The following is a 14242-nucleotide window of genomic DNA, read 5'->3' as shown; positions in this document are numbered from 1 at the left end:
CGTTCTTGCGTTTCCGACTCTATCAGATCTTTCCGGACCCGATTTCCTCGGTGCTTTCCGGTTCCAGTCGCTTTCGCGGCTTTTCCCTTCCGGCGATTCAGACTTTATCAGGTTTCCCTGGTCCGATTTACCAACCCGCTCCGGAACCGTTTCGGCACGCGTGCGTGCCCGGGTCCTTGCTGGGGTGGAGCCGTAAACGTACTGGAGCGGGGCCCCCGGATGCAAATCCGGTTGCCCCGCTCCCCCGGAGGGCGTACGGGGTCGGTCAGACCTCGACGACCACGGGCAGGATCATCGGGCGCCGGCGGTAGCCGTCGGAGACCCACTTGCCCAGCGTGCGGCGGATGAGCTGCTGCAGCTGGTGGGGCTCGGCGACGCCGTCCGCGGCGGCCTTGGCGATGGCTTCCTCGATCTTCGGGACCACCGCGACGAAGGCGGAGTCCTCGATGCCGGAGCCGCGGGCGTTGATGTTCGGGCCGCCCACGACCTTGCCGGTGGTGCTGTCCACCACGACGAAGACCGAGATGATGCCCTCGTCGCCGAGGATCCGGCGGTCCTTGAGGGAGGCCTCGGTGACGTCGCCGACCGACAGGCCGTCCACGTACACGTAGCCGGCCTGGACCTTGCCGGTGATGCGCGCCCGGCCGTCGATCAGGTCGACGACCACGCCGTCCTCGGCGATGACGATGTGGTCCTTGGGGACTCCCGTCATCGCGCCGAGCTCGGCGTTGGCCCGCAGATGCCGCCATTCGCCGTGGACCGGCATCAGGTTCTTCGGCTTGCAGATGTTGTAGAAGTACAGCAGCTCGCCGGCCGAGGCGTGGCCCGAGACGTGCACCTTGGCGTTGCCCTTGTGGACGACGTTGGCGCCCCAGCGGGTCAGGCCGTTGATCACGCGGTACACGGCGTTCTCGTTACCCGGGATCAGGGACGACGCGAGGATGACGGTGTCGCCCTGGACGATCCGGATCTGGTGGTCGCGGTTGGCCATCCGGGAGAGGGCGGCCATGGGCTCGCCCTGGGAGCCGGTGCAGACCAGGACGACCTCGTGGTCGGGCAGGTCGTCGAGCGTCTTGACGTCGACGATCAGACCGGCCGGGACCCGCAGGTAGCCCAGGTCACGGGCGATGCCCATGTTCCGGACCATGGAGCGGCCGACGAACGCGACCCGGCGGCCGTACTCGTGGGCGGCGTCCAGGATCTGCTGGATGCGGTGCACGTGGCTGGCGAAGGAAGCGACGATGATCCGCTTCTGGGCGCTCGCGAAGACGCCGCGGATGGCGTTCGAGATGTCGCGCTCGGGCGGGACGAAGCCCGGGACCTCGGCGTTCGTCGAGTCCGAGAGGAGGAGGTCGATGCCCTCCTCGCTCAGCCGGGCGAAGGCGTGCAGGTCCGTGAGGCGGTTGTCCAGCGGGAGCTGGTCCATCTTGAAGTCGCCGGTGGCGACGACCAGGCCCGCGGGGGTGCGGATGGCCACCGCGAGGGCGTCCGGGATGGAGTGGTTGACCGCGATGAACTCGCAGTCGAACGGCCCGAGGCGCTCGCGCTCGCCCTCCTTCACCTCGAGGGTGTAGGGGCGGATGCGGTGCTCCTGGAGCTTCGCCTCGATCAGCGCGAGGGTCAGCTTGGAACCGATCAGCGGGATGTCCGGCTTCTCGCGAAGCAGGTAGGGGACGGCGCCGATGTGGTCCTCGTGACCGTGCGTGAGCACGATGCCCTCGATGTCGTCGAGGCGGTCACGGATGGACGAGAAGTCGGGCAGGATCAGGTCGATGCCCGGCTGCTCCTCTTCGGGGAAGAGGACGCCGCAGTCGACGATCAGCAGGCGACCGTCGAACTCGAAGACGGTCATGTTCCGGCCGATCTCGCCGAGGCCACCGAGCGGGGTGACGCGCAGGCCGCCCTTGGGCAGCTTCGGCGGCGGGCCGAGTTCCGGATGCGGATGGCTCAAAAGTCTCTCCTCACCACACGCGCCACGTGCCTCAGGGGCACGTGGCGCGCATGCATTCGTGCACTTGCTGTTGCTCTTACGGATGACTGTTCAGTTGTGAAGTCTGTGGTTACAGCTGTACCCCGCCGGCCGCGAGATCGAGCTTGAGCTGCGCGGTCTCCTCGTCCGTGAGGCCGATCATGGGGAGCCGCAGCGGGCCGGCCGGCCGGCCCTGGAGGGTCAGCGCGGCCTTGGTCGTCATGACGCCCTGGGTGCGGAACATGCCGGTGAAGACGGGGAGCAGCTTCTGGTGGATCTCGGTGGCCTTCTGCACGTCGCCGCTGAGGTGGGCCTCGAGCATGGCGCGCAGCTCGGGGGTGACCACGTGGCCCACGACCGAGACGAAGCCGACGGCGCCCACCGACAGGAGCGGCAGGTTGAGCATGTCGTCGCCGGAGTACCAGGCCAGGCCGCTGCGGGCGATGGCCCAGCTGGCGCGGCCGAGATCACCCTTGGCGTCCTTGTTGGCGACGATGCGGGGGTGCTCGGCGAGCCTGACGAGCGTCTCGGTGTTGATCGGGACGCCGCTGCGGCCGGGGATGTCGTAGAGCATGACCGGCAGGCCGGTGGCGTCGGCGATGGCCGTGAAGTGCCGGACCAGGCCCTCCTGCGGGGGCTTGTTGTAGTACGGCGTGACGGCGAGCAGGCCGTGCGCGCCGGTGGCCTCGGCCTGGCGGGCGAGCTCGAGGCTGTGGTGGGTGGCGTTGGTGCCGACGCCGGCGACGACGTGGGCCCGGTCTCCGACGGCCTCCAGGACCGCGCGTACGAGGTCGTTTTTCTCCGCGTCGGTGGTGGTGGGGGACTCACCGGTGGTGCCGTTGATGATCAGGCCGTCGTTGCCTGCGTCCACCAGGTGGGCGGCCAGGCGCTGAGCGCCGTCGAGGTCGAGCGCGCCGTCAGCCGTGAAGGGCGTGACCATCGCGGTGAGGACCCGGCCGAAGGGGGTCTGCGGAGTGGAGATCGGAGCCATGGGTAACACGCTACTCGCTGCTCTGCCCGCGGGGTCCCCTTGGGGGGACGTGTGGGAAGGCCGTCCCGGTGGGGACCGGGGAAGTGTGTTGGAGCCCGGCACTGCCTGCTCGGGGGTTCAAGCAGTGCCGGGTCCGTTTGATCAGCCTAGATGAACTTCACGAAACGTCGCAATACGGACACTTCGGCTGATTGCTCAGCACATCAGTACGTTACGGCGCCACGCGGCCGTTCTTGTTGAACGCGGCGTACGTCAGCGGCATCAGCCGGGCCCAGTGGGCCTCCATCTGCTCGCCCACCATCTCGATCTCCCGCTGCGGGAAGGAGGGGACGGCGGCCAGCTCGTGCTGGGTGCGCAGACCGAGGAAGTGCATCAGCGAGCGGGCGTTGCAGGTGGCGTACATCGAGGAGAACAGGCCCACCGGCAGGACCGCGCGGGCGACCTCGCGGGCCACCCCGGCGCGCAGCATCTCCTGGTACGCCTCGTACGCCTGGCGGTAGGAGTCCTCCATGACGCGGCCGGTCAGCTCCTGCTGCTCCGGGGTGCCGTCGACGAAGACGTACTTGCCCGGGCGGCCCTCCTGGACCAGCTTGCGGGACTCGTCCGGGACGTAGAAGACCGGCTGGAGCTCCCTGTAGCGGCCGGATTCCTCGTTGTACGACCAGCCGACGCGGTGCCGCATGAACTCGCGGAAGACGAAGATCGGGGCACTGATGAAGAAGGTCATCGAGTTGTGCTCGAAGGGGCTGCCGTGCCGGTCCCTCATCAGGTAGTTGATGAGTCCCTTGGAGCGCTCGGGGTCCTTCTGGAGCTCGTCCAGCGACTGCTCTCCGGCCGTCGACACGCGGGCCGCCCACAGGACGTCGGAGTCCGTGGCCGCGTGCTTGACCAGCTCCACGGTGACATCGCTGCGGAAGCTGGGTTTCAGGTCGGAGTCGTGCGTCTCGCTCACCGGCGGGGGGTCCTTCCAAAATCGCGTCGCTCGGGCGCGCCCACTCTACGGGTCCGCACCCACGGCGCCGGACCGCCGACGCCCCGGCGCAGACTTCCGGGAATTTGGCGAAACGGGGCACCCATTGGGCTCTTTGTGCGTCTAACCACATAGAAACCCCCCGCACCAGTCCGTCCGGATTTCCACCGTGAGGAGAGTCCCACCATGTTCCGCCGGCGCGAGCCCGTCCCGTTCGCCTTCGTCGCCGAGGCCGACCGATTCCGCAGTAACGTCACTCCCCCGCCGCGCGAGCGTCTCGGGCTTCCGCAGATCGCCGCCCGTACTCTGGTCGGACTCACAGTGGTGGCCGGCCTCGTCGGTTCCCTGCTCTTCGGGATGCCCGCGCTGCAGCCGCAGACGCCGGGCAAGGCCGAGCAGTCCACGGCCTCCCAAGGGCGCTGACGCGTCCGGCCCCCCTGGGGTGGATGGCCACAGACGGGCTGGATAGCCTCACGGGCACAGCCCAACCGAATGTGCATGTGAGTGAGGACCAGCCGTGCCCCTGCCCTTCCTGACGGCGGACAGCGCATTCGACGCGCACGACCAGCCCGGACCGGACGACACCCCGCTGCCCTACGAGGACCACGACCGCTGGCGCCGGCCCTACCGGCCGGGCCCCTGGCGGGTGGCCGGCGGCGCACTGCTGCTGCTGCTCGCGTCGTTCATGCTGTTCGCCGCGGTGATCGTCGGCGCGGCCGGCGCGGCCGGCGGCGCGCTCGGCTGCCTGGCCGCCGGACTGCTGGTGGTGGGGGCCGCGCTGCGGCTGCTGCGCACCGGCATCTGGGTGAGCCGGGCCGGGCTGCGCCGGGTGTCGTTCTTCTTCACCCGGACCATCGGCTGGCAGGAGGTCGCCGAGGTGCGCACCGTCCAGCAGCCGGTGCGCTGGCTGGGCCTGCCGCGGACGGTCCAGGGCCAGGCCCTGACCGCCTCCGCCCGGTCCGGCGGTGCGCTGCCGGTGCTGCTCACCGACCACAACGCCGACTTCCTCGCGCGTACGGAGGCCTTCGACCGGGCCGCCGACACGGTGGAGGCCTGGGCGGCCGAGTACGCGCCGGCCGCCGTCTGACAGCCGGACGGGCGGCCTCCCCACCAGGGGCGGCCGCCCGCGTCCGTCCAGCCCGTACCCGGTCTCAGAGGGCCGGTACGGGCTTCTTCTCGTGCAGCGCGATGGCCCGCTGCATCGCCTTGCGCGCCCGCGGGGTGTCCCGGGCGTCGTGGTAGGCGACCGCCAGCCGGAACCAGCAGCGCCAGTCGTCCGGCGCGTCCTCCGTCTCGGCCTTGCGGCGCGCGAAGACCTCGTCCGCGGAGTCCCGCAGGATCCGGCCGTACCCGTCCCGCTCCAGCTCGTCCACGGGCAGCTGGCCGGCCGCCTCCAGCTCGGCGGCCAGGGCGTTGGCCCGGCTGACGAACCGGGTGTTCTGCCACAGGAACCAGATGCCGATGACCGGCAGGATCAGCACGGCCACCCCGAAGGTGACGGTCAGGAGCGTGCCGTGCTGGATGAGCAGCACGCCCCGGCTGCCGACCAGGACGAAGTAGACGACCAGGACGAGGGCCGTGAGGAAGTACGTGATCTTCGCGCGCATGGGTGAGGCCTAAAGGTCGAGGTAGTTTTCCAGGCCGAAGGTGAGGCCCGGAGTGCTCACCACGCGGCGCACGCCGAGCAGCACGCCCGGCATGAAGCTGCTGTGGTGCAGGGAGTCGTGACGGATGGTCAGGGTCTCGCCCTCCCCGCCGAGCAGGACCTCCTGGTGCGCGAGCAGGCCGCGCAGCCGGATGGCGTGCACCGGTACCCCGTCCACGTCGGCGCCGCGCGCGCCGTCCAGGGCGGTGGTGGTGGCGTCGGGCTGGGGCGCGCAGCCGGCTTCGGCCCGGGCCGCCGCGATCAGCTGGGCGGTACGGGTGGCCGTGCCCGAGGGGGCGTCGACCTTGTTCGGGTGGTGCAGCTCGACCACCTCGACGGACTCGAAGTAGCGGGCGGCCTGGGCGGCGAACTTCATGGTGAGCACGGCCCCGATGGAGAAGTTCGGTGCGATCAGCACACCGGTCCCCGGGAACTGGGCGAGCCAGCCGTCGAGCTGCGCGAGGCGGTCCTCGGTCCATCCGGTGGTACCGACGACGGCGTGGATGCCGTGGCGCACGCAGAAGTCGAGGTTGCCCATCACCGAGGCCGGGGTGGTCAGCTCGACCACGACCTGGGCGCCGGCGTCGACCAGCGACTCCAGCTTGTCGCCGCGGCCGAGGGCCGCGACCAGCTCCAGGTCCTCCGCGGCCTCGACGGCCCGGACGGCCTCGGAACCGATGCGGCCCCGGGCTCCGAGGACGGCCACGCGCAGCTTGCTCATGTTCTTCGCTTCCCTTACGTCCGTACGTACGTCACTACGCGACCGCTTCGTCGAGGCGGGCGGCCTGCTTCTCCTTCAGCGGGCCTATCACCGAGAGCGAGGGTCGCTGGGCCAGTACATCCTGTGCGACCGCCCGGACGTCGTCCGGGGTGACCGCGGCGATGCTCGAGAGCATGTCGCTGACGGACATCTGGGTGCCCCAGCACAACTCGCTCTTGCCGATGCGGTTCATCAGGGCGCCGGTGTCCTCGAGGCCGAGGACGGTGGAGCCGGACAGCTGGCCGACGGCCCGCTTGATCTCCTCGTCGGTGATCCCCTCGGAGGCGACCTTGTCGAGCTCGTCGCGGCAGATCCGCAGCACGTCGTGGACCTGGTTGGGGCGGCAGCCCGCGTACACGCCGAAGAGGCCGGTGTCGGCGAAGCCGGAGGTGTACGAGTACACGCTGTAGGCCAGGCCGCGCTTCTCCCGGACCTCCTGGAAGAGCCGGGAGGACATGCCGCCGCCGAGGGCGGTGTTCAGTACGCCCAGGGCCCAGCGGCGCTCGTCGGTGCGGGCCAGACCGGGCATGCCGAGGACCACGTGGGCCTGCTCGGTCTTGCGGTTGACCAGCTCGACGCGGCCGGCGGTGCGGATCCTGCGGTTGCCGGTGCGCGGGCCGATCGGCTCGGCGTCGGCGTGGCCGAGCGCGCCGGCCTTCTCGAAGGCGGCCCGGACCTGGCGGACGACCTTGGCGTGGTCGACGTTGCCGGCCGCCGCGACGACCAGGTGGCGCGGGTCGTAGTGCTTCTTGTAGAAGCGGGCGATCTGGTCGCGGGTGAGCGCGTTGATCGTGTCGACGGTGCCGAGGACCGGGCGGCCCAGGGGCGTGTCGCCGAGCATGGTGTGCGCGAACAGGTCGTGCACGCAGTCGCCCGGGTCGTCCTCGGTCATCGCGATCTCTTCGAGGATGACCCCGCGCTCGGCGACCACGTCGGACTCGAGGATCAGCGAGCCGGTGAGCATGTCGCAGACCACGTCGATGGCGAGCGGCAGGTCGGTGTCGAGCACCCGCGCGTAGTAGCAGGTGTACTCCTTCGCCGTGAAGGCGTTCATCTCGCCGCCGACCGCGTCGATCGCGGCGGAGATGTCCAGGGCGGAGCGCTTCTTGGTGCCCTTGAAGAGGAGGTGTTCGAGGTAGTGCGTGGCGCCGTTCAGGGTGGGCGTCTCGTCACGTGAGCCGACGTTGGCCCAGATGCCGAAGGTCGCCGAGCGGACGGAGGGCAGCGTCTCGGTGACGACGCGCAGCCCGCCGGGCAGGACGGTCCGGCGGACGGTGCCGATGCCGTTCTCGCCCTTGAGCAGGGTTTGGGTACGGGCGACGGCCCGCCCCTCCGAAGAGGGGCGGGCCGTCACACGGGAACTACGCGACGTCACTTGTCGGAGTCGTCCTTGTCAGCCTCGGCGTCGGCCGCCTCGCCCTCGATCACGGGGATCAGGGAGAGCTTGCCGCGCTGGTCGATCTCGGCGATCTCGACCTGGACCTTGGTGCCGACCGCGAGCACGTCCTCGACGTTCTCCACGCGCTTGCCACCGGCGAGCTTGCGGATCTGCGAGATGTGCAGCAGGCCGTCCTTGCCCGGGAGCAGGGAGACGAAGGCACCGAAGGTGGTGGTCTTGACGACCGTACCCAGGTAGCGCTCGCCGACCTCCGGCATGGTCGGGTTGGCGATGCCGTTGATCGTGGCACGGGCGGCCTCGGCGGCCGGGCCGTCGGAGGCGCCGATGTAGATGGTGCCGTCGTCCTCGATCGTGATCTCGGCGCCGGTGTCCTCCTGGATCTGGTTGATCATCTTGCCCTTGGGGCCGATGACCTCACCGATCTTGTCCACGGGGATCTTGACGGTGATGATCCGCGGGGCGTTCGGGGACATCTCGTCCGGCGTGTCGATCGCTTCCATCATCACGTCGAGGATGTGGAGGCGGGCGTCGCGGGCCTGCTTGAGGGCCGCGGCCAGGACGGAGGCCGGGATGCCGTCCAGCTTGGTGTCGAGCTGGAGGGCGGTCACGAACTCCTTGGTGCCGGCGACCTTGAAGTCCATGTCGCCGAAGGCGTCCTCCGCACCGAGGATGTCGGTGAGGGTGACGTAGTGGGTCTCGCCGTCGATCTCCTGGGAGATCAGGCCCATGGCGATACCGGCGACCGGGGCCTTGAGGGGCACACCGGCGTTCAGCAGCGACATGGTGGAGGCGCAGACGGAGCCCATGGACGTCGAGCCGTTGGAGCCCAGGGCCTCGGAGACCTGGCGGATCGCGTAGGGGAACTCCTCGCGGGTCGGCAGCACCGGCACGAGCGCGCGCTCGGCCAGGGCGCCGTGGCCGATCTCGCGGCGCTTGGGGGCGCCGACGCGACCGGTCTCACCGACGGAGTACGGCGGGAAGATGTAGTTGTGCATGTAGCGCTTGCGGGTCACCGGGGAGAGGGTGTCCAGCATCTGCTCCATGCGGAGCATGTTGAGGGTGGTGATGCCCAGGATCTGGGTCTCGCCACGCTCGAACAGGGCGGAGCCGTGGACCCGCGGGATGGCCTCGACCTCGGCGGCCAGCGTACGGATGTCCGTGACGCCGCGGCCGTCGATGCGGATCTTGTCCTTGATGACGCGCTCGCGCACCAGGGCCTTGGTCAGGCTGCGGTAGGCGGCGGAGATCTCCTTCTCGCGGCCCTCGAAGGCCGGCAGGAGCTTCTCGGCGGCGACGTCCTTGATGCGGTCGAGCTCGGTCTCGCGCTCCTGCTTGCCGGCGATGGTGAGCGCCTGGGCGAGCTCGCCGCGGACGGCGTCGGAGAGGGCGGCGTAGACGTCGTCCTGGTAGTCCAGGAAGACCGGGAAGTCCGCGGTGGGCTTGGCGGCCTTGGCGGCGAGGTCGGCCTGGGCCTTGCAGAGCACCTTGATGAAGGGCTTCGCGGCCTCGAGACCGGCAGCGACGATCTCCTCGGTCGGCGCCTCGGCGCCGCCCTTGACGAGCTGGATCGTCTTGTCGGTGGCCTCGGCCTCGACCATCATGATCGCGACGTCGCCGTCCTCGAGGGCGCGACCGGCGACGACCATGTCGAAGACGGCGTCCTCGAGCTCGGTGTGCGTCGGGAAGGCGACCCACTGGCCGTTGATCAGCGCGACGCGGACGCCGCCGACCGGGCCGGAGAAGGGCAGACCGGCCAGCTGGGTGGACGCGGAGGCGGCGTTGATCGCCACGACGTCGTACAGGTGGTCGGGGTTGAGCGCCATGACCGTGGCGACGACCTGGATCTCGTTGCGCAGGCCCTTCTTGAAGGACGGGCGCAGCGGGCGGTCGATCAGGCGGCAGGTGAGGATCGCGTCCTCGGAGGGGCGGCCCTCACGGCGGAAGAAGGAGCCGGGGATCTTGCCCGCGGCGTACATGCGCTCCTCGACGTCCACCGTCAGGGGGAAGAAGTCGAGCTGGTCCTTGGGCTTCTTCGACGCGGTGGTCGCGGAGAGGACCATCGTGTCGTCGTCCAGGTAGGCAACGGCGGAGCCGGCGGCCTGGCGGGCCAGACGGCCCGTCTCGAAGCGGATGGTGCGGGTACCGAAGGAGCCGTTGTCGATGACGGCCTCGGTGTAGTGGGTCTCGTTCTCCACTAGCGTTTTCTCCATTTTCGTCGTCTCCCGTCCGCCGCCCGTGTGGCGGAGGACGGTGGGCGGAGAAGCGCTCCTGTGTGCGGGCCGGTCTTCGATCGAAGCACCCGGTGCGGGGCCCGACCGACGGGCTCTCCGGGTGCCACTACCGAGGACCGGCGGTGTGCGGAGGGCGCTCCTCCTCTTCAGTTGTGCGCGGTGCGCACCGCGCGGGCGTCCGGCCGCGGACGGCCGGAGCGGGCTACCGGAAGCAGAGCGACCGGTCGCTGCGTCCAGACTACAAAGCGTCCGGTACGTCCCGCACGTACAGCAAAGGGAGCGGCCCCCGGAATGTGGGAACCGCTCCCTTCACAGCGTCTTACTTGGCGCCGGCGGCACCGCGGCGGATGCCGAGGCGCTCGACCAGGACACGGAAGCGCGCGATGTCCTTCTTGGCCAGGTACTGCAGCAGGCGGCGGCGCTGGCCGACCAGGATCAGCAGACCACGGCGGGAGTGGTGGTCGTGCTTGTGGGCCTTCAGGTGCTCCGTCAGGTCCGAGATGCGGCGGGACAGCATCGCGACCTGGACCTCGGGAGAGCCGGTGTCGCCCTCCTTGGTACCGAACTCGGCGATGATCTGCTTCTTCGTGGCGGTGTCAAGCGGCACGTTGCACTCCTCTGTGATGTCTGCATTGCCACCGAGTGCCCCAGGTCTGCATCTCTGGGGAGCTTCCTTGACTCGGGAGGCGGGGCGCGCTGGGCGCTGTCCCCAGAGGAATCCGGGGACGCGTACACAAACGGCCGTTACACAGCGTACCAGCCCGCGGGACACGCCCGTGGCGGATATCCGCGCCGGGGGCGTTTGCGCAGGTCAGCGCCGGATGGGGGGATCACCGGCGGGTAGTCGCCCGGCGGGGCCGGCGGCTCACCCGTCCGGTGGCCGCCCTGGCCGAAGCCCGACGGTACCGGGGGGTGCGCAAGTAGCATGCGGGATTGGGCCGTTCGCAGTACCCGCGGCCCCCGCACCCGCTCCGTCGAAGGGAACCGCGCCGATGGCCGACGCACGTGAGAAGGACGAGCTGTACGCGCTGGACATCTCCGGGGTGGAGTGGCTGAGCGCACCCGGCACCGAGGAGCACGAGGAGCGGGTGGAGATCGCGCACCTGCCCGGCGGGGCGGTGGCGATGCGCTCCTCGCTCGACCCGGGGACCGTGCTGCGGTACACCGAGGCCGAGTGGGAGGCCTTCGTGCTCGGAGCCCGCGACGGCGAATTCGACCTGCGGGAGCCGTAGGCGGCGGTCCGCGACCGCATCGGAAGGGGCTCGCGCCGGGCGCGGGCCCCTTCCGGTTTTCTTTGAGGCACGGGGCCGGGGCCGGGGGCCGGCACGCCCCACGCGAGCACCGAGCGCCGGTGCTCGAACGGAGCAGGAGGATGCGTGAGCAACGACCGGCACGAGAGCCGTGACGGGGCGCGTGACGTCCCGACCGACACCCCGGCGGGGGCGGATCCCGCGGCGCCCGGGGACCGCCCGGCCGGGCCGGGCGAGTTCCCCGTGGACGACACCCCGCCCGTCTGGTTCACGCAGCAGCCCGTGGCGCTGCCGGGACTGCCGCCGGAGTACGAGGCCCACCGGCCCGAGGCCGCCGCGGACTCCGGGCCCGGCTGGCCGGCCCAGCCCGCGGTACCTCCCGGGCCCGACTCCGCCGTACGGGTGGATTCGCCGCCGGCCGGGATGGACCCCGATCCGGTGGGTCCGGCGCCCGCCGGGGCGGTCCCGCCGGACCACCGGCGGCTGAACCCGGTCGACCTGCTCTTCGGCGCCCCGGCCGCGCCGGGGGCTCCGCTGCCGCTGCCGCCGGGTGCGGAGGGCACGCCGCCCGGTGCGCAGCCGGTGCCGCCCGGTGGCCTGGGCTCCGCGGTACCCGCGCTGCCGTTCGGCGACGACCCGGCGGACGCCGAGCCGCCGCTGCCGTTCGGTGACCCGGTGGACGCGGAGCCGGCGTACCCCTTCGGTGTGCCGGCCGCCGCGCTGCCGCCGCTGCCCTTCGGCGAGCCGGCCGGCGGCGCGTCCTGGGACGAGGCACCGCTGCCGCCGCCGTCGCCGTACGAGGCACCGGTGTCGCAGGCCCCGCCGCCCCCGGCCGCGCCGGTCGCTCCCCCGGAGCTGCCGGCCCCGCGCCGCTCCTCCGCCGGGCCCGCCGACCCGCGGGCCGGGGCGCACTGGCCGGCGCCACCGGCCCAGCCCCCGGCCGCGGCGCCGGCGCCTGCGCCGGCACCCGTCCAGGCGCAGCCCCCCGTACCGGCCGCCGTGCCGGAGCCGGCGCCCGGGGCGCCGCTCGGGTACACCGCGGCCGTCGAGCTCTCCTCCGACCGGCTGCTCCGCTCCCGGCAGAAGGGCCGGGGCTCCCGCGGCGGCCCCCGCTTCCGGTTCGGCGGCAAGGCCGCCGAGGCGGAGCGGCTGCGCAGGCTGGAGCTGATCCGCACCCCCGTGCTGTCCTGCTACAAGATCGCGGTGATCAGCCTCAAGGGCGGCGTCGGCAAGACCACCACCACCACCGCGCTCGGCGGGACACTGGCCAGCGAGCGCCGGGACAAGATCGTGGCCATCGACGCCAACCCGGACGCCGGCACCCTCGGCCGCCGGGTGCGCCGGGAGACCGGCGCCACCATCCGGGACCTGGTGCAGGCGATCCCCACGCTCCACTCGTACATGGACATCCGCCGGTTCACCTCGCAGGCCCCCTCCGGCCTGGAGATCATCGCCAACGACGTGGACCCCGCGGTCTCCACGACCTTCAACGACGACGACTACCGGCGGGCCATCGACACCCTCGGCAAGCAGTACCCGGTCATCCTCACCGACTCCGGCACCGGGCTGCTCTACTCCGCCATGCGCGGCGTGCTGGACCTGGCCGACCAGCTGATCATCGTCTCGACGCCGTCCGTGGACGGGGCCAGCAGTGCGAGCACCACCCTCGACTGGCTCTCCGCCCATGGTTATGCGGATCTCGTCTCGCGCTCCCTCACGGTCATCTCCGGGGTGCGCGAGACCGGCCGGCTGATCAAGGTCGACGACATCGTGCGGCACTTCGAGACCCGCTGCCGGGGCGTGGTCGTGGTGCCCTTCGACGAGCACCTGGCCACCGGCGCGGAGGTGGACCTGGAGCTGATGCGGCCCCGGACGAGGGAGGCGTACTTCGGCCTCGCCGCGCTGGTGGCCGAGGACTTCGCCCGCGCCCAGCAGGCCCGGGGCATCTGGGTGCAGCCGCCGCCCGGGCAGGGCCGCCCGCGGTTCTGACCCGGCCGCCGGTACGCCGCAGGGCCCGTCCCCCGGTCGGGGCGGGCCCTGCGGCGTACGCGTCGGCGGTGCGGGTCAGTGCTCCGCGTCGTACGCCTCGGTCAGCGCGCGGGAGCGCTTCACGTCGTCGGCGATGGCCTCCAGCAGGCCCTCCAGCGACTCGAACTTCGCCATCCCCCGGACGTACGCCAGGAAGTCGACGGTGACGTGCAGCCCGTAGAGGTCGAGGCCGACGCGGTCGATGGCGTACGCCTCGACGGTCCGCTCGGTGCCGTCGAACTGCGGGTTGGTGCCGACCGAGATCGCCGCGGGCATCCGCTCGCCGTCGGCGGTCAGCCAGCCGGCGTACACGCCGTCCGCGGGGATCGCGGTATGCGGCAGGGTCTCGACGTTGGCCGTCGGATAGCCCAGCTCCCGGCCGCGCTGCGCGCCGCGGACGACCACGCCCTCGACCCGGTGGGGGCGGCCCAGCACCTCGGCCGCGCCCTCCACGTCACCGGCCGCGACCAGCCGGCGGGTGAGAGTGGAGGAGAACGGCTCGGTGCCCTCGCCGTCCCGGGCCTCGAGCTCGATCACCTCGACGTCGTAGTCGTACGTCGCACCCTGCTCGGCGAGGTAGGCGGTGTTGCCGGCCGCGCGGTGACCGAAGCGGAAGTTGGGGCCCTCGATGACGACCTTCGCGTGCAGCGCCTCGACCAGCACCTTCACGATGAAGTCGGCCGGGGAGAGCTGCGAGAACTCGGCGGTGAAGGGCAGGATCAGCAGCGCGTCCACGCCCAGCTCGGCCATCAGCTCGGCGCGGCGGTGGTGCGGGGCGAGCAGCGGCGGGTGGCTGCCGGGGCGGACGACCTCGCTGGGGTGCGGGTCGAAGGTGACGACCACGGACGGCACGCCCAGCTCGCGGGCGCGGGCCACGGCCCGGCCGATGATCAGCTGGTGTCCCCGGTGCACGCCGTCGTAGGAGCCGATGGTGACGACGCTGCGTCCCCAGTCCTGGGGGATGTCCTCCAAGCCACGCCAGCGCTGCACTGTGACCGC

Annotated in this window: 12 protein-coding genes and 1 pseudogene; 4 read left to right on the top strand and 9 right to left on the bottom strand. The window is 71.3% G+C overall.

What is annotated here, in order from left to right:
* Positions 1–265: 265 nt before the first annotated feature.
* The 3 genes from AB0O40_RS31415 to thyX form a co-directional block, all read right to left on the bottom strand.
* A complete protein-coding gene (locus AB0O40_RS31415) occupies positions 266–1951 on the bottom strand; it encodes a ribonuclease J (protein ID WP_365048724.1) in 1686 nt (561 codons plus the stop codon).
* A 109-nt stretch (positions 1952–2060) separates the two neighbouring features.
* On the bottom strand, positions 2061–2960 hold the full coding sequence (dapA, locus tag AB0O40_RS31410) for a 4-hydroxy-tetrahydrodipicolinate synthase (protein WP_365048722.1): 900 nt from the start codon (positions 2958–2960) through the stop codon (positions 2061–2063).
* Between the two features lie 211 nt (positions 2961–3171).
* A complete protein-coding gene (gene thyX, locus AB0O40_RS31405; protein WP_365048721.1) occupies positions 3172–3912 on the bottom strand; it encodes an FAD-dependent thymidylate synthase in 741 nt (246 codons plus the stop codon).
* A gap of 204 nt (positions 3913–4116) precedes the next feature.
* On the opposite strand from thyX, the gene AB0O40_RS31400 reads away from it, so the two are divergent.
* The gene (locus tag AB0O40_RS31400) at positions 4117–4353 is read left to right on the top strand and encodes a hypothetical protein (protein ID WP_365048719.1); all 237 of its coding nucleotides are present in this window, start codon (positions 4117–4119) and stop codon (positions 4351–4353) included.
* Between the two features lie 94 nt (positions 4354–4447).
* Entirely contained in the window at positions 4448–5017 is a 570-nt protein-coding gene (locus AB0O40_RS31395; protein ID WP_365048718.1) for a PH domain-containing protein, read from the top strand.
* 64 nt (positions 5018–5081) lie between these two features.
* On the opposite strand, the gene AB0O40_RS31390 is transcribed toward AB0O40_RS31395, so the two are convergent.
* The 5 genes from AB0O40_RS31390 to rpsO all read right to left on the bottom strand — a co-directional run bounded on the left by AB0O40_RS31390 (position 5082) and on the right by rpsO (position 10572).
* Positions 5082–5537 (bottom strand): tetratricopeptide repeat protein, encoded by a 456-nt coding sequence (locus AB0O40_RS31390; RefSeq protein WP_365048716.1) that lies wholly within the window; start codon positions 5535–5537, stop codon positions 5082–5084.
* Between the two features lie 9 nt (positions 5538–5546).
* Positions 5547–6296, bottom strand: a complete 750-nt coding sequence (dapB, locus tag AB0O40_RS31385; protein ID WP_365048714.1) for a 4-hydroxy-tetrahydrodipicolinate reductase — start codon at positions 6294–6296, stop codon at positions 5547–5549.
* A gap of 34 nt (positions 6297–6330) precedes the next feature.
* Positions 6331–7710: a pitrilysin family protein gene (locus AB0O40_RS31380; RefSeq protein ID WP_365048712.1), complete on the bottom strand. Its 1380-nt coding sequence runs from the start codon at positions 7708–7710 to the stop codon at positions 6331–6333.
* Positions 7707–9929: a polyribonucleotide nucleotidyltransferase gene (locus AB0O40_RS31375; protein ID WP_365048711.1), complete on the bottom strand. Its 2223-nt coding sequence runs from the start codon at positions 9927–9929 to the stop codon at positions 7707–7709. Before AB0O40_RS31375 ends, AB0O40_RS31380 begins: the two co-directional genes overlap by 4 nt.
* 355 nt (positions 9930–10284) lie before the next feature.
* Positions 10285–10572, bottom strand: coding sequence for a 30S ribosomal protein S15 (gene rpsO / locus AB0O40_RS31370; protein ID WP_365048709.1), 288 nt, complete (start codon positions 10570–10572; stop codon positions 10285–10287).
* A 385-nt stretch (positions 10573–10957) separates the two neighbouring features.
* On the opposite strand from rpsO, the gene AB0O40_RS31365 reads away from it, so the two are divergent.
* Both AB0O40_RS31365 and AB0O40_RS31360 read left to right on the top strand, forming a co-directional pair.
* A complete protein-coding gene (locus AB0O40_RS31365; RefSeq protein WP_365048707.1) occupies positions 10958–11197 on the top strand; it encodes a DUF397 domain-containing protein in 240 nt (79 codons plus the stop codon).
* A gap of 822 nt (positions 11198–12019) precedes the next feature.
* Positions 12020–13165: pseudogene (locus AB0O40_RS31360) on the top strand (MinD/ParA family protein); the annotation flags it as partial.
* Between the two features lie 114 nt (positions 13166–13279).
* Here the strand turns inward: AB0O40_RS31360 and AB0O40_RS31355 are convergent.
* Entirely contained in the window at positions 13280–14233 is a 954-nt protein-coding gene (locus tag AB0O40_RS31355) for a bifunctional riboflavin kinase/FAD synthetase (protein ID WP_365048705.1), read from the bottom strand.
* Positions 14234–14242 lie beyond the last annotated feature (9 nt).

This window comes from Streptomyces sp. NPDC089919 (assembly GCF_040684615.1).
Taxonomy (GTDB): domain Bacteria; phylum Actinomycetota; class Actinomycetes; order Streptomycetales; family Streptomycetaceae; genus Streptomyces.
The sequence above is the reverse complement of the archived record's forward strand: the minus strand, read 5'-3'. Positions and strand labels throughout refer to the sequence as shown.